The 23,454-nt window shown below is 38.1% G+C and carries 21 protein-coding genes; all 21 read left to right on the top strand.

Going from position 1 to position 23,454, the window contains the following annotated elements; translation table 11 throughout:
- Window positions 1–469 (top strand): hypothetical protein (locus OMU_RS23410; RefSeq protein ID WP_016179211.1); only part of this gene is annotated, 469 nt, incomplete at its 5' end.
- A 172-nt stretch (window positions 470–641) separates the two neighbouring features.
- Window positions 642–3,929: a VaFE repeat-containing surface-anchored protein gene (locus OMU_RS12900; protein ID WP_016179212.1), complete on the top strand. Its 3,288-nt coding sequence runs from the start codon at window positions 642–644 to the stop codon at window positions 3,927–3,929.
- 56 nt (window positions 3,930–3,985) lie between these two features.
- The gene (locus OMU_RS12905) at window positions 3,986–4,948 is read left to right on the top strand and encodes a class A sortase (protein WP_016179213.1); all 963 of its coding nucleotides are present in this window, start codon (window positions 3,986–3,988) and stop codon (window positions 4,946–4,948) included.
- A gap of 145 nt (window positions 4,949–5,093) precedes the next feature.
- On the top strand, window positions 5,094–6,431 hold the full coding sequence (locus tag OMU_RS12910; RefSeq protein WP_016180350.1) for a glucosaminidase domain-containing protein: 1,338 nt from the start codon (window positions 5,094–5,096) through the stop codon (window positions 6,429–6,431).
- Between the two features lie 677 nt (window positions 6,432–7,108).
- Complete coding sequence (locus OMU_RS12915; protein WP_016180351.1) at window positions 7,109–7,957, top strand: reverse transcriptase domain-containing protein; 849 nt, start codon at window positions 7,109–7,111, stop codon at window positions 7,955–7,957.
- Between the two features lie 340 nt (window positions 7,958–8,297).
- A complete protein-coding gene (locus tag OMU_RS23940) occupies window positions 8,298–8,420 on the top strand; it encodes a hypothetical protein (protein WP_016178252.1) in 123 nt (40 codons plus the stop codon).
- A 68-nt stretch (window positions 8,421–8,488) separates the two neighbouring features.
- Window positions 8,489–9,733, top strand: coding sequence for a group II intron reverse transcriptase/maturase (ltrA, locus tag OMU_RS12920; protein ID WP_016178253.1), 1,245 nt, complete (start codon window positions 8,489–8,491; stop codon window positions 9,731–9,733).
- Window positions 9,734–9,926: 193 nt separating this feature from the next.
- Window positions 9,927–10,259 carry a hypothetical protein gene (locus OMU_RS12925; protein WP_248620887.1) on the top strand — a complete coding sequence of 111 codons (333 nt, stop codon included), beginning with the start codon at window positions 9,927–9,929 and terminating at the stop codon, window positions 10,257–10,259.
- Window positions 10,260–10,648: 389 nt separating this feature from the next.
- Entirely contained in the window at window positions 10,649–11,899 is a 1,251-nt protein-coding gene (locus tag OMU_RS12930; RefSeq protein ID WP_016178086.1) for an IS110 family RNA-guided transposase, read from the top strand.
- 386 nt (window positions 11,900–12,285) lie between these two features.
- Window positions 12,286–12,546: an HNH endonuclease gene (locus OMU_RS23740; RefSeq protein ID WP_256596763.1), complete on the top strand. Its 261-nt coding sequence runs from the start codon at window positions 12,286–12,288 to the stop codon at window positions 12,544–12,546.
- A 234-nt stretch (window positions 12,547–12,780) separates the two neighbouring features.
- Complete coding sequence (locus OMU_RS12940; RefSeq protein ID WP_010740710.1) at window positions 12,781–13,332, top strand: hypothetical protein; 552 nt, start codon at window positions 12,781–12,783, stop codon at window positions 13,330–13,332.
- Window positions 13,333–13,336: 4 nt separating this feature from the next.
- On the top strand, window positions 13,337–13,696 hold the full coding sequence (locus OMU_RS12945; protein WP_010740709.1) for a hypothetical protein: 360 nt from the start codon (window positions 13,337–13,339) through the stop codon (window positions 13,694–13,696).
- A 1-nt stretch (window position 13,697) separates the two neighbouring features.
- A complete protein-coding gene (locus OMU_RS12950) occupies window positions 13,698–14,075 on the top strand; it encodes a hypothetical protein (protein WP_010740708.1) in 378 nt (125 codons plus the stop codon).
- Window positions 14,076–14,092: 17 nt separating this feature from the next.
- Window positions 14,093–14,800 carry an LPXTG cell wall anchor domain-containing protein gene (locus OMU_RS12955; RefSeq protein WP_016180354.1) on the top strand — a complete coding sequence of 236 codons (708 nt, stop codon included), beginning with the start codon at window positions 14,093–14,095 and terminating at the stop codon, window positions 14,798–14,800.
- 35 nt (window positions 14,801–14,835) lie between these two features.
- Window positions 14,836–15,792 (top strand): conjugal transfer protein, encoded by a 957-nt coding sequence (locus tag OMU_RS12960; RefSeq protein WP_010740706.1) that lies wholly within the window; start codon window positions 14,836–14,838, stop codon window positions 15,790–15,792.
- A gap of 18 nt (window positions 15,793–15,810) precedes the next feature.
- Window positions 15,811–16,029, top strand: a complete 219-nt coding sequence (locus OMU_RS12965) for a TcpD family membrane protein (RefSeq protein ID WP_010743153.1) — start codon at window positions 15,811–15,813, stop codon at window positions 16,027–16,029.
- 2 nt (window positions 16,030–16,031) lie between these two features.
- Complete coding sequence (locus OMU_RS12970) at window positions 16,032–16,424, top strand: TcpE family conjugal transfer membrane protein (RefSeq protein ID WP_016180355.1); 393 nt, start codon at window positions 16,032–16,034, stop codon at window positions 16,422–16,424.
- 125 nt (window positions 16,425–16,549) lie between these two features.
- On the top strand, window positions 16,550–18,751 hold the full coding sequence (locus OMU_RS12975; RefSeq protein ID WP_248620888.1) for an AAA family ATPase: 2,202 nt from the start codon (window positions 16,550–16,552) through the stop codon (window positions 18,749–18,751).
- Window positions 18,752–18,841: 90 nt separating this feature from the next.
- Complete coding sequence (locus OMU_RS12980; RefSeq protein ID WP_016180357.1) at window positions 18,842–21,355, top strand: ATP-binding protein; 2,514 nt, start codon at window positions 18,842–18,844, stop codon at window positions 21,353–21,355.
- A 74-nt stretch (window positions 21,356–21,429) separates the two neighbouring features.
- Complete coding sequence (locus OMU_RS12985; RefSeq protein WP_016180358.1) at window positions 21,430–21,858, top strand: hypothetical protein; 429 nt, start codon at window positions 21,430–21,432, stop codon at window positions 21,856–21,858.
- A gap of 35 nt (window positions 21,859–21,893) precedes the next feature.
- Window positions 21,894–23,219: an IS4 family transposase gene (locus OMU_RS12990; RefSeq protein ID WP_016180359.1), complete on the top strand. Its 1,326-nt coding sequence runs from the start codon at window positions 21,894–21,896 to the stop codon at window positions 23,217–23,219.
- The last annotated feature ends 235 nt before the right edge of the window (window positions 23,220–23,454 follow it).

Below are 23,454 nucleotides of genomic sequence, written 5' to 3' on the forward strand. Positions count from 1 at the left end.
CCTTGGGAATCAAGATTTATTGCAAAATATTGAGGAAGGAAAAGCCTTCTTTGGCGAAATTTATTACTGGTACAAATCGAAATTGAACGAATATCTTTTGACAATTCCGTTTAAAGATTTGAACTTTGATGAATTGTTCAAACAGTTTAGAAATCTTTTCTTGAAAGAACTAAAAAAATTAGACAGCGCAACCTATCCGATAACTTTTGAATGGTTAGATGGTCAGTTTAAACGAGTTGTCTATGATCCAATCTTTGTTCAGGCGATTGAGCGAATGACTGAAGTGAATCAAGAGCGATCCTACTTTATGAACTATGTCAAAAAAAGACAATGGAATGTGACAGAACAATTTTGGTCATATCTTCAAGAATATGGTGAAGTTCGTGTAACGGAAATCAACTCCCCATATGCTGAAAAGCTAATCCCAATCGATTTTGTAGAAAAGTGTCATTTGAAAATTGTTAAATAGTGATTGTCTAAAATTGAATAAATGATTTATAGCAACGTCCTAAGAAGTCCCATTCATAGAACGTTGCTATTTTTTGTCTAAACAAGGTGGTGAGCGCCTTTCATCAGGTAAGAAATCGAAGTCCCTAAGTGAACTCGAATGGAAAAATACCAAATATTATTGGAGGATGTTTATGAAAACGAAAATCAGTAGAATCATTGTTTCGCTCGTGATGATCGTCACGCTGCTTACGCAAATCACTCCAATTCAAGCGATCACGGCTTATGCGGAAAGCACCAGTGCAACTCAAGTACAAAAGAATGAAGCGAAACCAAAGTCCACAGAAGCCTCGAAAGCTGATCCGGTTGAATCAATCAGTGAATCAAGCCAAGAAACCTCGGAAAGTACCAGCAGCACGGAGTCTTCTGAAAGTACAAAAGAACAAGAGAATGTGGAATCTGGGGATAAAGAAGAGATACAAAGAGAAGTAGCCTTGGATGGGAGTGTCTATGGTTCTGGAGCTGGTGTTCCTGGTGATCCGGTTCTTTTCCGAAGTGTGAGAGCATTATCGGCAGATTTACCCACGTTTTTCGGTATTTCTACAAAAGCAATTAACGCTGAATTGACTGCTCACCAAAATGATTCCTTCTATCTGGGGACCCCTTATCGTGGACTGTATTTAAATCCAGACGAAGCCTATTGTTTGAGTCCAAACGGGGCACCGACAAGCTATGGACCTGGGATGAACTGTACCGGATTTGTGGCTACCGTTATTCGTAGAGCTGGAGGCGATATTTCAAGAATTACGAATAATAGCACGGGATTTGGTGGTGCGGCGAACGCTTATAACTGGCGTGATGTTTTACGAGCGACTACTTATGCAGATACGTACAATACGGTTTCTGAAATGTTAGCGAGTGGCACCATGCGTAAAGGGGATATTATTTATTTTGAACCGGATGTGTCAGTAAGTAACTACGATTGCCATATTGGATTCTTCTGGGGAAATACTCCTAGCGACAATAAATTCTGGCATTCTTATTATCCTGATGGAAATATTATTTCTGATATTAAAACGAAGTCACCCGCTGAGAAAATCTATGTCTTCCATAATGCGAAGGAAGAGGGCTATATTTCACTGAAAAAAGTGAATGATAAAGGCGATAATATGGCTGGAGTTTCTTTCAAATTGACTGCGGATGGGAAATCAACCACCGTAAAAACAGACGCAAATGGGAATTTAAAGTCACCAAATTATCCTATCGGTACTGTGGTGGAGTACGAAGAAACGGCTACGATCGCTGGTCATTATATTGATTCTGCGTCATCTAAAGGCAAGATCACCATCAAGGAAGGTTCTAATGAAATCAAAGTAACCAATCCTCGGTTTGCGAATGTTACGCTGAACAAAAAGAATGATGTCGGACTTAACCTTGAAGGGGTTCAATTCAAACTGACTTACAACGGAAAAGATCATAGCGTCAAGACCGACAAAAACGGTCAAATTCAAGTAACGAATGAATTGAAAAATAATACCAAAATTGAATGGGAAGAAACAGCAACGATTGCTGGTCATTACATTGATACAGCCAATGCGAAGGGATCAATGGTTGTAAAATCTGGTTCTAACACGATTGATGTAAGTAATCCACGTTATGCCAATTTAACACTGATTAAACAAGATGATAAAGGTGCAAATCTTGAAGGTGTAGAATTCAATCTTCACTACAACGGGAAAGATCACAAAGTGAAGACGGATAAAGATGGGATAATCAAGATCACCAATGACTTGAAGAACAACACAAAAGTCGACTGGGAAGAGCTTAAAACCATCAAAGGTCACTACATTGATCCAGAAAAAGCCAAAGGATCGATCGTAGTGAAATCTGGAGAAAACACGATTAAAGTAAATAATCCAACGCTTAATTTTGGGTTGACTTCTCAAGCAAGTAACCAAGACGGGGCACAATTTGTGAATCCAATGATCGGGCAAAAGCTGCGGGATGAAGTGATGATCCAGGCGAACCAAGCACCTGCAAATGCGAAACTACGTCTGACTTCTGATTTTGTCGAGTTTGGAACAGGGGAGCAGCTTGGCGAAGAATCCTTGAAACAAGTGAATGAATTCGAAGCGAAACAAGCTCAATTCGTTAAGAATGTGTATTTAGATTTTGATGCCACAGGAATGCATGGTAAAAAGGGCGTTTGGATCAATGTCTTAGAATTCTACAATCCTTCAACGGGTGAGTGGGAAGAAGTCGCTCGTCATGATGATTTGACGAATGAGGCAGAAGCGATTCAATTTGTGACTCCAGAAATCCATACCGAGTTTTTCTTCTATGATCAGAACGAGAACGAAACGAAGCTATCTGATCCATTGGCAAAAGTGAAAGGATTTGACCGAGTATTCTATAAGAACCTTATTTCAGGTCAAACCTATAAATTTGACCTAACCATGATGGATCGTGAATCTGAAAAAGAATTCAAAGACCCGAACGGAAACAGCGTTACTGGATCAATCACTGTTGTTGCTGGGAAGGATGGCACCGTCACTTCTACTATCAATGCGAGAGAATACTATGAAAATCTTGCCAAAGAAGAGGCTGAAAAGGAAGAATCAAAAGAAAACGATAGCGACAAAGAAAAAGAAACGAGAAAAGATTCGGATGGATCAAAAGAAACGATTCAACCAAAAGCAGCCACGCAAGAAGTTGTCGATACCGAAGAACCAGCAGATGACATGGAAGAACAAGAAGAAGCGACTGAATTTTCAACACTGAGTGACGTTGAACTTTTGGAAGGGCATGTCGATGTTCCGTTTGAAGCCAACTTATCCGCTGCGAAAGGAAAAGTCTTAGTTGCTTACGAGCAGTTATCTACAAACGACACACCAATTGCCGATGAAAAAGAACTTGATAATGAGAAACAAACAGGGAAAGTAAGAAATCCCAAGATTGGTACGCAAGCTCTCGTGAATGGCAAAGTAGAAGTCACAACTGACGGCAAAGTGACATTGACTGATAAGATCGCTTTTGAAGACTTAACGCCTAACGTTGAATACGATCAAAAAGTGACTTGGATGGATACACGGACTAAACTACCTGTCATGATTGATGGAAAAGAATTGACTTCAACCATCAAGTTCACACCAAAAGAAGAAACAGGAACGGTCACCGTGACGATTGAAGATGTCGTTGTTCAACAATTATTTGGTAAGGACAGTAAGATCCAATTGGTTGCTTTTGAAGAAACAACTTATAACGATGAGCCTGTAGCTTCTGAAAAAGACTTCAACAATAAAGGCCAAACCATTACAATCAATAATCCAGTCGAACCAGCAAAACCGACTAGTCCAGCAGGTACGTTGCCTCAAACATCAGGATCATTAGGAAGTCCAGTGACTTGGATTCTCTTAGGTCTTGTGTTCGCCGCAAGTGCTCTTTTTATTGTTGTAAACAAGAAGCGTCAAAATAAAAAATAAGCTAGATCAACGAAGCGTCCATACCAGGGCGCTTCCATTTTTTAGAGGAGGGTATCGTGAAAAAGCTATGGAAGAACCTACCATTTCTATGGATCGTTTTAGGGGTTGTGATTTCTTGTGCCAGTTACTACGGGTATCACTTATTACTACAAGCCAATGACCAAGCAGAACAAATCAAACAACCGATTGATTTGAAACAAAGCAATCGAGATAAACAAAAAAAGAAACTGCAAAAAGCGACTTACTGTCCACGTCAAATCAAACCAGTTACGCCCGCTGCTTACGCGAAAGCTCAGTTGCGGTATGCCGAGATCGTGAATCAGTGGGGCGTAGGGGCGTTGTATATCCCCAGCGCTGATATTCATTCGAAAATTCTTGCAGGAATCGACAATCAGAATCTAATGGTTGGGGTCGGAACGTACTATCAGAATCAGCAGTTAGGAAAAGGCAACTACGTACTCCTTGCTCACAATCTGGTTCAAAGTGGCGGATCGCTTGGAAATCTGCCGAAAACAACCTTGCAGCAAATCTTTTATTTAACTGACTTTACGAAAGTTTATGAGTACGTGGCGATAAAAAATGATGTCGTTGATCAAAGCCGTGGCGACTTGATGGCAATTCCTACGGATGATCAGACACCAATTGTGACACTTATCCGTTGTGAAGGTGGACTAAACACACCCAAACGAGCGGTCGTACAGGGTGAATTCTTGAAAGAATATCCGGCAAGTGAAGCCAGTAAAGAGGTGAAACTTGGTTTGGGGCTAATTGAAGGGCGCTGGATCAATGATGAAAAAATCTCGAACCAACAAAGGGCTAATGCTAGTGAAGAACCCACGATACGAATACGAACGCATTCAGTTGAAACATCCAACGAACCGATTTACTCACTGTTTCAAGTTGCCTGCATTTATTTGTTTACGATTCTAAATGAGGTACCTATTGTAATCGGGATCGGTTATTTAACTGGGCTTCTAGCTTTGAGCCATGTAGCCACACGAAAACAGTATGAAATTTAACGTAAAAAGGGAGTTGTGTATGTTTTGGATCATCGTAGCCTTTATGATCGGTGCTTTCTTCGGTGTGATCATTATGGCAATACTGAGCGCTGGAAAATATGACGATATGGTAAACAACAGAATTGAATGAGAAAGGATGGACTAGATGAAGACATTTTCGAGAATGGTTTCGGCCTTTATTTTTACGTTACAAGCGTTTCTTTCGACACCAATGGCAGTCTTGGCAAGTGACATGCCCTCAACCAAAGAAGAGACAGAACAAGTCCAAAAAGCTACCGATACCACAGAAACATCAGAAAGCAGTACCGCTTCTACAGAAGAGTCTTCGACAAAAGAATCTACCGAAAGCAGCTCTTCAAGCAGTGAATCGACTACAGAATCAACTAGTAGTGGCACGAAACCTTCGGAATCTTCGACACCGAGTGATCAAGAAACTCCGAAAAAGGAAGAACAAAAAAAAGAAACAGAGAAACCGGCAGCACCAAAAGAAGAATCAGCGCCAGAACAATCAAACCAGATTTCTCAAGAAGTCCCAACACCAGAAACGATTGTCGATCAAGAAGCGACCGTTGATCTATCACGAACGGTTCCTTCAAGTATCGTGACACAAGATGGATCGATTCATTTTGAAAAAAATGAATCCGTGGATCACTTTATTCGTAAGATCGGTGAGTCGGCTCGAAAGATAGGGAAGGAAAAAGAGTTGTATGCATCTGTGATGATCGCTCAAGCCATCTTGGAATCGGCTTCGGGTAAAAGCCAGTTAGCCCAGGAACCAAACTATAACTTGTTCGGGATTAAAGGAACACACAATGGGAAATCCGTCTCAATGGCAACACAAGAAGACTTAGGGAACGGCACGCTTTATGCGACCCAAGCAGGTTTTCGGGTGTATGAAAATTATGAAGATTGCTTCAATGATTATGCCACACTTTTAAAAGAGGGAATTACTGGTGATTCCAATTATTATGCAGGCGTTTGGAAATCAAATGCGAAAACCTATCAAGAAGCAACAAAGTATTTAACAGGACGATATGCCAAAGATACTCAGTACGATCGAAAACTGAATGGTCTTATTGAAACTTATGATTTAACAGACTATGACAAGGATCTTCAAGGACCAATTATTAGTAGCTCAGGCTACAAAACTCCTTTGCAAAATTACACTATTTCGAGTGTGTTTGGCAATCGCAATGGCGAGTTTCATCGTGGGTTAGATATGGTGGCAGCTCAGGGCGAACGAATTTATGTGGTGAAGTCCGGTAGAGTGATCAAGGCAGAATTCCATACCTCTTGGGGGAACTATGTGGTGATCCAACACGAAGATGGTACAACCGCTCTATATGCACATCAACAACAATCTATCGTCAAAGTAGGCGATACTGTCTCGCAAAGCCAGATAATCGGTTATGTAGGTAGCACCGGAAACAGTACAGGCAGCCATTTACATTTTGGTACGACACGTTTCTGGATAAGTGTATAAACGAAACCAGACACCTTCCAATAGGAAGGGAGAACTTATTCTTCGAGAAGGGGAATGATGCCATCATGCTGGCTGAAACCTTTCCTCTAAAGCTCCTGCATGCAAGGGATAATAATAGTTCGAACTTGTATGAAGTCAGGTAAAGTCGGCTGAGAGTTGCCCTAACAGATTAAGCTGAGGAACATGTTCTGGAGGCAGGATACGCAACCTATAGGCCGGGAGGCTACAAACAATATATGGTGAGAATGACTTATTCGAAGTCTGACGAAGCGGCGAATGTACGAATCTAAAGTAGGACAGAGATCGAAAGGCTCTGGCACACGACTAGGTGTGATAAATTACCGTTTAGTACGAATCTAGGTTAGGAACAACGGGATAATCAGCTAAGAGATTATAAATTTATAGGTTTATAGCTAGCCACCTAAGTATTGATGATAAAAGCTAGGAGAATAGGAACGTGGTAAGCAGAAAACTCTTATTTAAACAGCTTATTACTGGAGAGGTTGATGGTAACATCATTTATTTCTGTGAAAGTAGGGACACAGTACCGATGAAGCGTCTAATCAACGTGGAGGGATAGTCCCAAGTCTAGAAACTATTATTAGTAAATGGTTAACAAGATAAAGCTCAAGTTTCGAGTATGACAAGGAGATACCAAAGCAAGGAGGTATGCCCACTTGAGCACATTAGAAAGAAGTACAGAGTACTATGGTCTGACAGATTTGTTTGATCAACTTTATGAATCAAGTTTAAACGGTAAAACCTTTAGTAAGTTATATCAACTCATTGTTTTAAAGCAAAACATTTTACTTGCCTATCGAAATATTAAACGAAATTCAGGTGCAAAGACGCCTGGTGTAGACGGTGTGACGATATCAGATATTGAAAAATTAAACGAAAATGAGTTTGTAGAGATTATACGAACCAGCTTAACCAATTATCAACCTGGACCAGTTAGAAGAGTGTACATTCCAAAAAAGAATGGGAAAAAGCGTCCTCTGGGAATCCCTAATTTATATGACCGAATCATACAACAAGCGATTAAACAAGTGCTTGAGCCGATTGTCGAGGCAAAATTCTTTAAACATAGCTATGGATTTAGACCTTTAAGGAGTGTCGAACAAGCTATGGGTAGGATGCACTCAATCATAAATAATGTTCAACTTCACTACGTCGTAGACGTTGATATAAAAGGATTTTTCGATAACGTAAACCACAATTTATTGAGACACCAGATTTGGAATATGGGAATCCATGATACTAAGGTAATGGCGATTATCAGCAAAATACTAAAAGCTGAAATAGTTGGAGAGGGAACCCCAGAAAAAGGTACACCACAAGGGGGAGTGTTATCTCCATTACTAGCTAATATCGTCTTGAACGACCTAGACCAATGGATAGCGTCTCAATGGGAAAATTTCCCTTCAAGGCACCAATATTCTAGAGGTAAACTACATCGGGCATTGAAAGGAACGACTTTAAAAGAGGGATACTTAGTTAGATACGCCGATGACTGTGCGCCATGAAAGTGTGCGTGAATAGATAAACTATTCAAAGCAGCTATGCTGTATAGATGATGGCAGACGGCCTGCCGAAACCGCCATACAGGTGGAGGTTTCAAACCACCTTAAGGTGCTGTAGTCAAAAGCTATGGTATTGAGCGTTAAGGAAAAGGCAACCAAGAGTTGTCAGGTGTGTGTTATGGAGATGAGTGACCATACGAACCACCCACAGAAGTGTCGAAAGCGTATAAATTCCGTCAAAACTGGGTATAGTCGTTGACCTAGGATGAGCTTGGAGGAAACCTGTTTACTGATCAGGCGGCGGGCGGCATAAAGGTGGCATGAACATAACATAGGCGTCTATATGGAACGTGGGAACCCACGGGCTGATGTCAAGGGAGTATTTCAAGCGGAAGCCCCGCAAGAAAAGAGTACCGATGCAGTCATGGGGGCAGATTGGGTTGTAGTAGTGAAGAAGCTCTTGTAACGAGAGTGGAGCGAAGAACCTGAGTTATCCAGTTTCAAGGATAAGTCAACTTTAAGGAGGAGGAACTTATGCAAGAAACAAAGTCATACAATATTTCAAAACAAGCAGTTTACCAAGCATTTCTAAAAGTAAAAGCCAATAAAGGAACTTTTGGAGTAGATGAAGAATCAATTGAGGCTTATGAATATAAGCTGAAAGATAATCTATACAAACTGTGGAATCGATTATCATCGGGAAGTTATTTCCCAAAACCGGTAAAGGCAGTATCCATTCCTAAAAAGAGTGGTGGGCTGAGAGTACTTGGGATTCCAACAGTTGAAGATAGGATTGCACAGATGGTAGCGAAGATGTATTTTGAACCTGTAGTAGAACGATTGTTTTATGAGGATTCTTATGGCTATCGGCCGAATAAGTCGGCAATCCAGGCAATAGAGAAAACAAGAGTTAGATGCTGGAAAAGAGATTGGGTACTGGAATTTGATATTAAAGGACTATTTGACAATATCAGACATGACTATCTAATTGAAATGGTAAAAAGGTACACTCAAGAGAAGTGGATTATCCTATATGTGGAAAGATGGTTAAAAGCACCTTTCCAGAGGGAAGATGGTTCGACTGTTTCGAGAAAAGCCGGGACACCGCAAGGTGGTGTAATCAGTCCAGTTCTAGCGAACTTGTTTCTTCATTATACGTTTGATGACTTCATGGAAAAAGAATTTCCTAATATACAGTGGGCTAGATATGCCGATGATGGTATTACTCATTGTGTATCCCTAAAGCAAGCGAAATATCTGAAGAAAAGATTGGAAGAACGGTTTAGAATCTTTGGTTTGGAGTTACATCCTGATAAGACAAAGATTGTTTACTGCAGAGATAGTGATAGGATGGGGAACTATCCGATAACGACATTCGATTTCCTGGGCTTTACGTTTAGACCTAGAGGCGCCAAGAATAAATATGGAAAATGCTTCACAAATTTTCTTCCGGCTGTATCAGATAAAGCGAAAAAGGCGATTCGCAAAGAGGTAAGGAATTGGCGATTACAATTAAAAGCGGACAAAAAGCTAGAGGATTTAGCGAATATGTTCAATAGTAAAATTCAAGGATGGATGAACTATTACATGAAATTCTATAAATCAGAAATGTACAGTCTACTGCGCTACATCAACCAATGTCTCGTGAAGTGGGTTCGTCGTAAATATAAAAAGCGACAAGCACGAAGAAAAGCGGAACATTGGTTAGGGGAAATCGCCAAGCGAGAAAGAAATTTATTCGCGCATTGGAAAATTGGAATATTACCATCGGCTGGATAATGGGAGCCGGATGAGCTGAGAGGTTCACGTCCGGTTCTGAGAGGGCCTAAGGGGGAGGTTCCCTTGGGCTACTTACTTCAAAGTATTAACTCGTTCCTACTCAATGGCCAAGCGTTGGTATACAGCGATAAAGGGGTACATTGAAAATCATTTAAAGTTAGAAATATCGCCTGCAAAATCGGGAATAACTAACTTGAGAAAGAAACGAACAGAGTTCTTAGGATTTGAGATCAAAGCAGTTTCTAGAGGTGAAAAATACACCGCAAGAAGTTATGTGAGTAAGACAAGTAAACAAGCAATGATTAAACAACTAAGGGAAACCATTAAACGAATCCAAGGGAATCCTGGTTATGTTAATCTGTTGAATTATAAAATATTGGGAATGCACAACTACTATAGAATCGCAACAACTGTTTCAGTGGCATTTAGTGAAATAGATTATGAATTAAAACAAATGATGAAGACGAGATTTAAAACAATAGGTAAATATAGTAAGCCCTATTATGGAACAAGCCCATCCTCGTAAAATAGTTTTTGTCTAATACTTTTTAATCAAAATGCTTCTGAATCGAAAAATTTATTGAATAACACATTCCTTGCGGAATTTGTTTCGTTATTGTGTGATTTCTCAGAGTACAATGGATTCATGGAAAGGATCCAACGGGAATTTGCTATGCCCTCCTGTAGCTTTGTCTACCTTGCAAAGTCTGTTACCCGAACCACTGTTATCACTACCAACTCATTAGCTGTTTCGATAATGGACTAGACTTTCAGATAGTAGTTTGGAAGGCAGCTTCTAGCTCTTTTATCACCGTATTCTATTAGGCGAGGTTGTGGTTACACAGTGAGCTTCTGGGAAATCCCACAGTATCGAAGCATTTTCCAAAATTTAGATCGAAAGGAGGTCCTTCTTCCATGAAATTATTTGTCGGTATTGACGTTAGTTCTGAAAAGTTAGATGTCTGTTTCCTAACTGACGACGATCAGTTGTCTACATTGTCTGAAATCTCAGTCTCCAATGACATTGAAGGTGCTTCATTAACACGAGAAATGATTCTTGAGTTCAATGAGAATTACCTATTTGATCAAATTATAATTGGCATGGAATCAACGTCCATGTACAGTTTCCATCCTTCAATGTTTTTTCATGAAGACGAGGAACTAAAAAAGCTCAATACGCTTGTAACTATCGAAAATCCTTTTCGAATTAAACAATTTAGACGCATGTTTGATGAAGACAAAACAGATCGTAATGACGCGCTAAGAATTGCTGACTTTCTACGCATTCAACGTTTTACCACGTCTCCTATTAAAGAAGAAAAATACATGGCGTTACAGCGTCTGACCCGAACTCGTTATCAATTAATTAAGCAACTAACTCGTACAAAGCAACACTTTCTTGAAAATCTAACGTACAAATGCAACACACTTGTTCGTGAAATGAAAGACGAATCTACTAGTCTTTTTAGTGCTACAGTGATTTCTCTAATGACAGAAGACTTCACGTTAGATGAACTGGCTGAGCTTCCTTTGGAAGCTTTCAGTGACTTAATCCAAGAAAAAGGAAGAGGTCGTTTCAAACAACCCGAGAAAATTGCCAAGGCTATTCAACGAGCCATCAGATCAAGCTATCGCTTAGGCACTGTAGCCCAAGAATCTATTGATATTGTTCTGGGCGTTCTTGTTTGTGAAATGCGGGCTCTTGAAAAGAATATCAAAGAGCTGGATAAAGCAATTGAACAATTAGTTATAGTCATTCCAGAATATCAATGTTTAACCAGTATTCCAGGAATTGGAAAAGTCTACGCTGCTGGTTTGATCGCTGAAATTGGTCAAATCGAACGATTTGAAGATCAAACAAAATTGGCGAAGTACGCTGGATTAAGTTGGAAAGTTAAACAATCTGGAAACTATCAGTCTCAAAATACACCTCTGACCAAGCAAGGGAATCGATATTTTCGTTATTACTTAGTTGAAGCTGCCAACTCAGTAAAAAATTATCTTCCTGAATATAAAGCTTTTTATCAAAGCAAGTATAAAGAGGTACCTAAACACCAACACAAACGAGCACTCGTCTTAACCGCAAGAAAATTTACGCGTTTGGTGGATACGCTACTACGTAACCATCAACTCTACACGCCACCAAGGAGCGTGATAGATAAATAACAATTTGTTATTGACGCAAATCCTTGAAACGCCCGAAAAAAATTGATTTTAGTCGGGTTTAGTTCAGTGCGCTTCAAAATAGTCTATTCAATAAAAATAATCTCAAATTTCATCTTGACTTATCACCATTAGACTTTGACAAACTGTATAGCAAAGATTACAGGACATGGAGAATTAACAGGACATGGATTTATCCAATCGCAGATGTTCAATTCAAAATACCTATTAACTTTATCCCTGGAACAGTTCCCTATACGTCCTCAGGACGTAACAAATACTACAAAGGGATAGGAATAGATATAAAAATTGAAATGGCTAAAATTTTACGTCGTAGAGAAACAGGACGGACAGTAGAATACTTGGACAATAGATTGTCAAGATATGTCATGGTTAATGGAAAATGTGAAGTAACAGGGCGTGTTCTATCATCAGAGGAATTTCATTGTCATCATATTACCCCTATCTCAATGGGGGGAACCGATAGGTATGATAATTTAAAAATAATTCACAAAGATGTCCATAAAATAATTCATGCGAATACTATTAAAAACACGTTGAAATACCTAATAGAGCTTAAATTAACAGATAAACAATTAGACAAAATAAATATACTTCGAACTATGTGTCATCTTGAACCAATTATATAAATAGTTTTTAGATGGAACGCCGTGTGCGGGGAAAGTCGCATGCACGGTGTGGAACGGGGGAAAAGATGGAGATTATATCAAAATCTTACCTATCGTTATAGCTTTGCATGGACAACAGCCTTTCTCAAGGAATGTTGGTTGATCCGCAAAGTGTATTATTCGAAAACTAAAAATGAATCACTTGAATTCAAGAGACTCGATGGAGCCTCTTTTTTGTGGAGGTGACGCATAAAAATGGAATTTATTGGAGAACCAATTGTTGAAGAGGAATTTATTGAGCATTACATGTATCTGTTTGAGTCTTCGATTCGTCAGCTATGTTCAATTGATGAATTTTTGCCAAAGGAAAAAGAATACCTGCAAGCAGAGTATCGTTGCGCCTGGTTGTTGTATCAAAAGTTTGAAGCAGAACAAAAACGTCCGCCGGACTACCGTTTCCTCAGTGATAGTGTGACGAATGCCGTGATTGCTCGTGAGTACCTATTCCAAGAACGAGAAAAAAACATGATGAATTCGGAACATTTTGCGGAACGCTATATTGTTCTTCTACGATCCGAGGGGTTACTCACACCTGTGGTTTTTGGAGCCACTGACTTTGCCTTCATCATGGAAAGTGAGCGACACCGAGCGGTCAAACGGTATGACGAGGAAGATACCTTTACTGAAGGCTATGAAATGATGCGCATTCAGAATAATCGTTTCCTGCAAAACTTTGTGATCCAGCAATTGGCGGATGGGTTTCTTGATCTTTATTCGGTGTACATGAAGAAACGGCAGGAGGGATAAGAGAATGCTTCGATTGATCCTATATACATTGATCGGATTTTTCATAGTCAGTTTTATTTGGCCTTTTTTGGGTGCCAAATTTGAATGTCTACAAAAGAAGGATCGCTTGGCTTGGAAGCAAGGTTTCAAACGGAATCGGTATGAGCTATTCCTAACATTTGATGATGGACGATTTGCGTGCTATCAGCTATTTGCCAACTATACAAAGTATCAAGCAGCCGACTTATTGCTCAAGCTTTTTGAAAGTAATCCATTTGTCGGGATTGAAGAGAATGGACGAGTCTTCTATTATCGCTATTCTCAAATTGAAAAGATAGAATCTGAAAAATATCCGCTAAAAATGGGAAAGAAAGGTCTGTTTTGATATGTCTGATTTTTTAATCTGGTATGAGCATGATCAGTTTCAAGAGTTTCGCCAATTGATCGAGGCTGTTTTAACTACGTTGAAACCCCAAAATGAGCCATTCATTGGCTTACCAAAGGAATTGAAAGTGAAGTATAAGAATGAACCAACAATATACCAACGCTATGTGAATCAACGAGTACGTTATATCAATGAGAGGGAGCAACAGCGGCAGCGATTTATCAAATGGTGTAGTGAAGAAGTCATTGAAAAGTTAACTCAAATTTATCCAGAGGTGGATCGTGTACAAATTGTGTCGGAAACCATTTCTGGATTGAATCAAGTATTTTTAGAGCATTATGAAAGCCTGACAATGTACTCTTTAGAAATAAATTTTTAGTGAATGGAGAATAGAACATGAAAAAAATAATGATCACAACCTTAACAATTACCAGTGTAACTTTATATGGTTTACAATTTGGAAGTTCTTTTGTACAAGCTGGTGAGGTAGATATGCCAATGGTAGAACAGGGAAATCAAGTTGAACGTGTTTCTACGGAAGATGGATTGAGTGAAGAATTGCCTGGAGAACTACCAACAGCCCCAGAGCTACCGACCGATCCAGAATTACCCGAAACTCCGGAGGTTCCTGAAACACCAGAAGTACCAGAGACACCCGAGGTTCCCGAAACGCCAGAAGTACCGGAGATTCCCGAAACACCGGAAGTCCCTGAAACGCCAGAGAAACCAGAACAGCCGGAAAAACCTAGTAAGCCAGAGGTACCTGCTCAACCAGAACAACCACAGATACCCACACCATCCAATCCAGGAGAAGACGTTGTATTGAATCCAACAGTAGAGGCACCCATAGAAACGGCGACAGGAGAACAAATTGTTTCAGTGAAAGACGGCGTAGCCTATAAACAAACGGCAGCCGGATTAGCACCCATTGAAAGTGAAGTCACTCCATTACCAGATGGAAACATTTCTATAAAGGCTGCGGATGGATCGACAAAAGTTTTACCAAATACAGGCGAAGCCTCTAACGAAAGTTTATCCGCTTTAGGTTTAGGCTTGATGTCAATGGTTGGATTGATCTGGAAGTTTCGATTTTTCAAACGGTAAGATGGCTCGAATAATCAAAAGGAGTTGTCTATTGAATGAAGGAGCGGCGAATTAAAAAGAAAGATAAAACAACTAGTGAAAAAATACCGAAAGTACGAAGGATTCAAACCAAAGCAATGAGACGTTTGTTTTGGTTAGGAATTCTTTTTCTAAGTGTTTCAGGAGTATTTGCCTTTCTTCAAACTCAAGGCTTACGAGTAAAAGTGAGTTCACTAAACAAAGTGGTCACTACTATTCAACAGAAAAGCAAAGAAGAGGCTAGTAGCTCGGTAGTGCTAACACCTGAAATTGAATCCTTTATGAACCGCTTTGTCGCATTGTACATGGCGGTTTCTGATGATAGTGAGACTCAAAAATTGAGACAAGAAACTCTAATGAACGATTACTTTGCCCAAGGAATCAAGGAAGGTAATTCGATCTTTTCAGGAAAGCGAACATTAAAGTCAGCCGCTTTTATCTCGTTGAAAAAAGTGTCAGGTGTTTCGACTGCTTCTTACAAAGTTACTTATATTATCGAAACAAAAGGAGAGGATGATCAACCAAAGGAAGTCACGGCCAGTCAACTATTGAATATTCCTTTCCAAACTTCTATGGCAGGAAGTCGAGTGATTTCTTATCCTTATTTCACTGCGTTAAAGGAAAACAAAGAGAAGGCAAAAATCTTAGATTTCGATCCGAATGATTTTGATTCAGTCAATGGTCATATCCGTAGAGAAGTAATGACTTATATTGAGGAATTTTTGGAGAAGTATGCGAAAAGCTCTTCGGCAGATATGCGCTATATGATGGATGATCCAGAAGGGCTGCAAGGTTCAGCGAGCATTGACGAAGTAACAGGCCAGGTATTCAAAGAAAAAGACCATTTTGTAGTGAAAGCAGCGGTCAAGTTCAAAGACAAAGGAACAGAATTGATTTGGCAAGAAAATATGTCTTTTGAAGTAGTAAAAAAATTGGGCAAGTATTATGTCCAGAAACTAAACCATACATGGTAGAAATGAGGGAATCACAAGATGGGATTAAAACAACTGTCTGATTTTATATTGGAACAAGGGAAATATGCGATTATCATGTTGGTCGTCTATTTGGCTTCCAAAAACTTTGCGAAGTCAAAAGTCGTTCAGATTATTTCTGCATTTGTAGGTGGAGCGATCGCTTATTTCTTCTTGAATGATCCAGAAAAAGTATTTGATGGCATGGGTACGATTATTGAGAAGTTGTTTGGTGGTTAATCATGAAATGGGAACCGCACAATTACTCAGCAGCATTTAAAGAACCCTATCGCATACAAGATTTAGGGAATTTAGGTCGTTTGCCTGCACCAATAGCGGTGGTGAACATTGGCAGCTTCCTTTTTGTGTTTGGATTAATGTGGGGAGCTTTTCGTGATCCTATTCAACGAGGGGCTAAAATTCTGCCATTTTTACCAGCACTATGTTATATAGGTTTCCCAATAGCAAGCGTATTGTTATTAAACAAGATTCAACCGGACGGGAAGAAGCTTTATTATTATGTCTTTGATCTTGTAATTTATTTGATAATAATTCATTGGCGAGATATATACTTTTTTAACGGAGCAGCATTTAGACAATCAGATATAAACGAAGTAATTAGATTCAAGAAATAGGTACAAATATTGTTTATAATATCATTACAATTCAACTAGTTATGCTCCAATTCGTTCTGTTATAATGAAATAAATCACAATCGTTTTCTTATATTAGAACAAGTTATTTCCTTATGAGAAGAGAAATGGGGGCAATTATGAAGCTGGATTTTAGTACCACGGTAATTTTTTCGAATAGTGATATTGAATTTGACAAACCTATTAATTTTGTTTTTGGAAAAAATGGTACTGGTAAATCAACAATTACTAGTCTTATGAATGAACAGTATGGCGATAGTCTGGATATTCGGGTATTTCAAGGTTTTGATTCTATTGTCGGTGAAGATAAAAAATTGAATGCTGTTACACTCGGTGAAGAGAATACTTCTATAAATGAACAAATTACAGATAAAGAAGCTGAAAAAGAAAATCTAATTTTAGACATAGAAAAAATGTCAAAGGAAATTAGGGAGCCTGAAAACAAAAAGATTAAGAATGTATTTTCGAAACTTGAAGATAGTAAGAAAGAAAAGAAAAACAAGAGTAAAGAAATCGAGTCATTCTATACTCAGTCTGCAGCAACAATAGCCAAGGATAACCGACTAGTTGAAAATGCTCGCACATACCGTAAAGACACCTTTAAGCGCGAGATTCCATATGCAAATCTTCTTGAACAAAATGATATTGAAAAAAATAACAGTATACTAAAATCTGAAAAGAAAACAGTGAAAACTATAACATTTCCAAAAATTAATTTTGCTAAATATCAAGAGTCTGTGAATGAGATACTTGACGCTAAAGTAGAAAGTAAAATAGTATTAGAAGAATTATCTGATAATCCTCAAAAAACCAACTTTGCAGAAAAAGGAATGCATATACACAATTCTGGAGAGAAATGTTCTTTTTGTGGAAACTTTGTTACTGAAGAACGATTGACCATACTAAAAAAATATTTTTCGGCAGATGAAGTAGAGCTTTTAAAAAAGAGAATTCTAAACGGAAAAGAAAAAATTGAAGCTTTGAGAAACACTATTTCAGCTATAAAAGTAGACACAAATGATTTTTATCCTGATTACTTAGAAAGGGTAGGAGTTCTCAACGATAATATAACCGTATTAGTTAAGGATCAAGTTTCTTTTTTAGAGGCTCTTTTGTCTGCCTTAAATGAAAAAGAAAAGAACTTGTTCAAAGAGGAAGTAGCATTAAATTTAGATTTTCCAGAAAATTTTGATGATGTTATTTCTGATTATGAAGAAATAGTAAAATTAAATAATGATTTTTCAAATAATCTGAAAGCTAAACAAGATGAGGCAATGCGAGCTTTAAGGCTTCATGAAGTAAAAAAAATAATTGATAAATTCAAATTGGATTCTGAGCTAGTTAAGTTGGAAGCGCTAGATAGAAGAGAAGCAGAAGCACAAAGTAATTTTAATGTTGAAGTAGATAAAATAAGAAAAGAGAACGATAAAATTGGTGCAATTGACAATGAAATATCCGCTCTCAAAAACAAGACAAAAAATACAGAAAAGCTTGCGCATAATATCAACAACAAGCTAAGATATTTGGTATCGTTTGAAATGATCAGAAAGAAAGTTGACGATCAAGAATTTTACGAAATAAAAAACCATCAAGGAGAAATAAGACCCATAACTGAGTTATCCACGGGCGAAAAGAATATTATTGCATTTTTATATTTTATTGAAAAACTCTCGGAAGTTTCAGATTCATCGAATGGTACTAACAAGGTTATTGTTTTTGATGATCCAATGACTTCAAATGATGATACAATGCAATACTTGATTATTGATGAACTACAAAAAGTAATAAAAATGTGCGATAAGAAAAGTTGTTCAGACCAGTTCATTTTGCTTACACACAATACTTTTTTCTACTTGAATTGCTCGTTTGAGATTAAAAATAGAAGAGATAAAAAAAATGCATTTGAAGAAAGCAATTTTTACAAGTTACAACGATGTGATAATCAAACAAAAATTAGTAGAATTGAGAATAAGAATCAAGACTTCAAGACAAACTATGAAGCTTTATGGCATGAACTAGCATTCTTGTACACAGAAGATAAACCCGAAATGATGTTAAATCCTATCAGACGTATTATTGAAACATATGTTGTCTTCAATGGAAAGGAAGACTTTTATAAGAACAACAAAGATGCAAAAAATTTATTCAATACTAATTCTCACTATTTTCCAGATTTGGAGGCTGATTTAAATGGAAAAGGTAGAGACGATATCAAAAATATGTTAAAAAAATGTTTTAGTGATAATGGAGCGGAAGTTCATTTTAATAAACATTGGAAGAATGCTACAAAAAGGATATCAGATAACTGAGGTTCTTCTTAGAGGGTTAATCAATTATTATAGCTACACTTTCGGATTGAGCGTTTCAATTTGTTAAACTAAAGAGTTGGAGGATTCAATATGGGTATAAAAAATCCGATACGAAGTTTAAAAGATAATTTGCTATTAACTGGCAACAACGATATTTGGGCATACTACCAAGTATCGCCAAAAACGATTTCGCAAAATAATCCCAAGGCGATTCAAGAAAACAAAGAACAAATGGCAAATCTAATGCAGCTACTGGCACCTTATGAAGATGTGGAATTGATCATGTTCCCACGAACCATGAATTTATCCAGTCGATTCACGAAACTGTCTGAAGGTTTTGATCAAAATAATCCTGAGCTTGGCGAGTATTACTCCCAAGAAACAGTCAATTTATTGGAACGAGAAGGCACGATTTATCGTCCTTCTTTTTTGTTGGGAATAAAGATAAAAGACCAATATATTGCTGAAAGCTTGAAGGAGGCATTTAAGAAAATATACAATGAACTAGCGGATGAGGTATTGGGTTTCGCTGGGTATGAACGAACTGACGGTGAAATGATCCTCGAACAAATCGCCTCAGTTTCAAACGAAGTCACTCAATTGTTGTATTCTTTTTCGATTCGTCCTTTGGCAAAAGAAGAAATGATTTACGTGAATCGTCTGCAATACATCAGAGGAATGCCGCATAAAATTGAGGATGAAGATCATTGGCAAGATATTGAAGATATTCAATCTGCAATCATTCGCCCGGTAAAGAATGGAAAAGGCATATTAAGGATTGAGGATGAACTCGGAGAAAGTTATTTGTCTATTCTACCGATTGGGGCTTTTCCAGATAATATGAGTAATATGAATATTTTTCAGTTTGCTCAAGATTTGAATTTCCCTGTAGAATTTCGTATGAAGCTTCATTATCCAGAACTGGGTGGCTCACAGGGACTTCAAATGCGAGCAGGTTGGCTAAACAATCGGTTCAAGGATGAACAAACTGATCAAGAAAAGCATGGAGATGAACCAACGGATCGTGTTTTGACCATTCGCTATTTGCTAAAACACATGCGAGAGCGTATGAACAACAATGAACCAATCATTGACTGGCTGGGTTGCTTTGTTGTGTATGGGAACACGAAAGAAGAAGTTCGGCAGCGTAGTTTATCCATTATTAAATTATTGAGTCAAAGCGTACGAGTCTGTCGTGGGAAGAATGACCAAGTGAAACTATTCTATAAATTACTCCTAGGTCAGCCATTAGGAGGTCAGATGCATTGGAAGCAGCGTACAAATGTCGATGCCATTGCAGAATTGCTTTTTGGAACAATCACAGAATTAGGGATGGATTCGGGCTGGTACATTGGCCGTCAAGATGTTGTCGGATTGAATGGTTCCAAAGGTGAGAAAACGGAGCTGGAAGAATTAATCTATGCGTCAAATAAGTATGTTTTTTTGAATCCTTTAGCGATTGCCGAAGGAATTAGAGGGGCGCTTTATGATGCGCCACACATGGCGGTTACGGGAAAAACTGGTAAAGGAAAAACCTTTCTTGTAGGATTAATTTTCCTCTATAGTTCCTTTTTAGAAGCTCAAAGTCTTTTTATTGATCCAAAAGGTGAAAAGAAAAAATGGTTCAAAAAGCTCGTCAATAATCCTTATTACCAGCAAAATTATCCATTGTTTGTGCAGCACTTGAATAGCATTAACTACGTGACGTTGGATGTAAACAAAGAAGAAAATTATGGTGTGTTAGACCCATTTGTGTATCTGGATCGAATTGATGCTAAACAAGTGGCTCAGGATATGATCAATGAACTTAGTCCGTTAGGAAAGGATCACAAGCTAAAAGGAGCGGTACTAGAAGGAATTCAAAAAATATTGACTAAGCGAGAAAAAGGTGACCTGGTGGGATTAATGCATGTCGTTGATTGGTTAGAAGAACATACGGATGAAAAAATTCATGAATATGGTCGCTTCCTGCATTTAACGGTTACTGATTCGATCCTGCGTTTAGGTTTTAGTTATGGTGAAAACAGTGGACTTGATTTCAAAGAAAAAACAACCGTGCTAGAAATCCAAGATTTAACGTTACCCAAAGATGATATACCCCCTGAACTATACTCAGATGCCGATAGAAAAGCTCTATGCCTAATGATTAGTTTGGGACGTTTTTGTGAGATGTTTGGGAAACGTGACATTGAACAAAAAACGGCCGTCTACTTCACAGAGGCCTGGGTATTTAACAAGTCGAATTCCGGGCGAGCAATTATCTCATCGATGGCTCGTGTAGGGCGTTCTCAAATGAATCAATTAGTGCTGGATACTCAGTTTATTGATGATCTTGGTACAGAAGACGAAAAAGGAAATTACGGGATTGTCTTTGCCTTTGACGAAGACAGCGAACGAGATAAAATACTCACTCATTTGGGTCTTGAATGTAATGAGGAGAATCGAAAAGAAATGAAACGGATGATCAAAGGTCAATGTTGGATGCGTGATATTTATGGCCGTGTTGGAAAATTAAATGTTCATAGTCTATTTGAAGAGTTCACGGAAGCGTTGAAAACAACGGAGAAAACGAGTAACAGTGAAGCAGAAGAACAGGTCGCATAGCTCAATTCCTTGTAGACAAATGAAATCATTCATTGCTATACTTTTATGCAACTATTCAAAAAGGTTGAGGTAAAATGAAAAAATATGGGATGGCTGCGTTACTATTTTTGACTTGTCTTATTATGGTAGGCTGCGGTAACTCCAAGAATAAAATGGATGATCAAACAAAAGTTGCTGTGAAAACGGTCATGGATTTTAAGAGTAAATTCAACAAGAAAGATAATGAGGAACGAAAAGATTATGATTTTGATTCAGGTTATTTTCCGACTGATTTATCTGAAAAAGATGTATCGCAAGTTTATTTGATGAAAGCAAAAAATGATGAGAATAATGTTTACTATATCAAGTATAACGAAACGGAGTATTCTGATCCGGACTTGAAAAAGAAAATAAAAGATCATGTTCGCAATGTCATTAACTTAAGCTACTTGACATTTTTTGAAGACGCACAAATTCGTGTTCGCTACGAATTTGTGCGTCTCTTTTGTATTTTCACGCTATAATTAGGAGAGAATGATGAATTAAAGGGGGATTTCACATGATTGCATTGACTGATTTCCATGAATTCATTTATGAAGCACCTACCATTTTTTTAGAAGATATTCGTCAGGGAAACCCTCACGCATTCACTCGGAAAAGAAAGACTACGCCTCTTAACGTGATGCTTCAAATGTTCTCTCAAAAAGGAAATTCCCAGTTTTCAGAGCTCCTCAACTTTTACGCTTCCCAAAACCAGCCACTGGATATTTCAACCGTTGCTTTTTACCAAGCTCGAATGAAGGTGAACCCTGAAGCACTTCATTTAATGATGGGAGATTATATTGCCATGACGTATGAAAAGTATAATGATTACTTGGCAAAATTAAACGGATATATTGTCACGGCAATCGACGGTTCAGACATTATTCTGCCATCGACAGAAGAGAATGCTAAAAAATATGGAATACATGATCCTCAAAAAAATGTTAGCCCAGTGATGGCAAAAGTCTCACTGATGTATGATTGCATCAATAAGATTGGACTTGACACTTGTATTGAACCTTATAAATTCAGTGAACGAATCTGTGCTGTACGGCATCTTGACCAATTAAAGAAAAATCTAAGACAACCAACGATTACGACTTTTGATCGCGGATATTTCTCGATGAGATTAGTGGATCAAATGATTGAAAACGATCAAAAGTTTGTCTTTCGAATGAACAAACAATATTTGAAGCGTTACTTCGAACGAATGGTTTCAGGAGAAGACAAAGTTATCCCCGTTACATTTAATCGTAAAGAAACAAGTGATTATCGAGCTGACCGATCATTTCGAATAAAGTTAATGTCTACTACCTACAATTTCCGCTTTGTGAAAATTCCATTAGTGAAAGAAACTACAGGTGAAACTTACGATGAACTACTTTTGACGAATTTGACACAGGAAGAATTTTCATTGGAGGGATTAAAAGAAGTTTATCGATTGAGATGGGAAATCGAAACAGCATATAACATCTTGAAAAATCGAATGAAGCTCGAAGAATTCAGCGGTGTTCGGGAACGATTAATTCGCCAAGATATTTATTGTAGTGTATGGCTGTATAATCTAGTTAGCTTTTGTATCATTGAATTAAACGAAGCAGAAAGGATTCCACAAGAACAGTATAAGTATGAAATGAGACGAAATATCACTATTTCAATCGGTATTGTAAAAACGTATTTTATCCAAATCCTTCTCGAAGAGCATCCAGAAAGACGAAAAGAGTTGATGGATCAAATGGCGTCATTGATTAAGAAATATCTTGTGCCAGTGCGTCCGAATCGAACAGTAAAAAGGAAGTCCCCGATAAACAAATCTAGGCGAAGCTATCGTTATACCTATTAGATAATAGATCAGATACAAGAGCTTATTTCGTTGCGCCCTCAAGTCGAGAAAAGCGAAAAAAATAGAGTTAGTTGAATGAAAAACTTCAACTAACTCTACTTCTATTTGTCAACAGGCTTAAGTTAATGACATTGATCATGTTCGTGAATCTGCGGCAACTTCAAATGGAACAGTATATGAATCTATTTCTGAAACGGAATTTAACCAAGCGATTGAACAAGAAAATGTGACGAAG

The organism is Enterococcus avium ATCC 14025 (genome assembly GCF_000406965.1).
Classification (GTDB): domain Bacteria; phylum Bacillota; class Bacilli; order Lactobacillales; family Enterococcaceae; genus Enterococcus_A; species Enterococcus_A avium.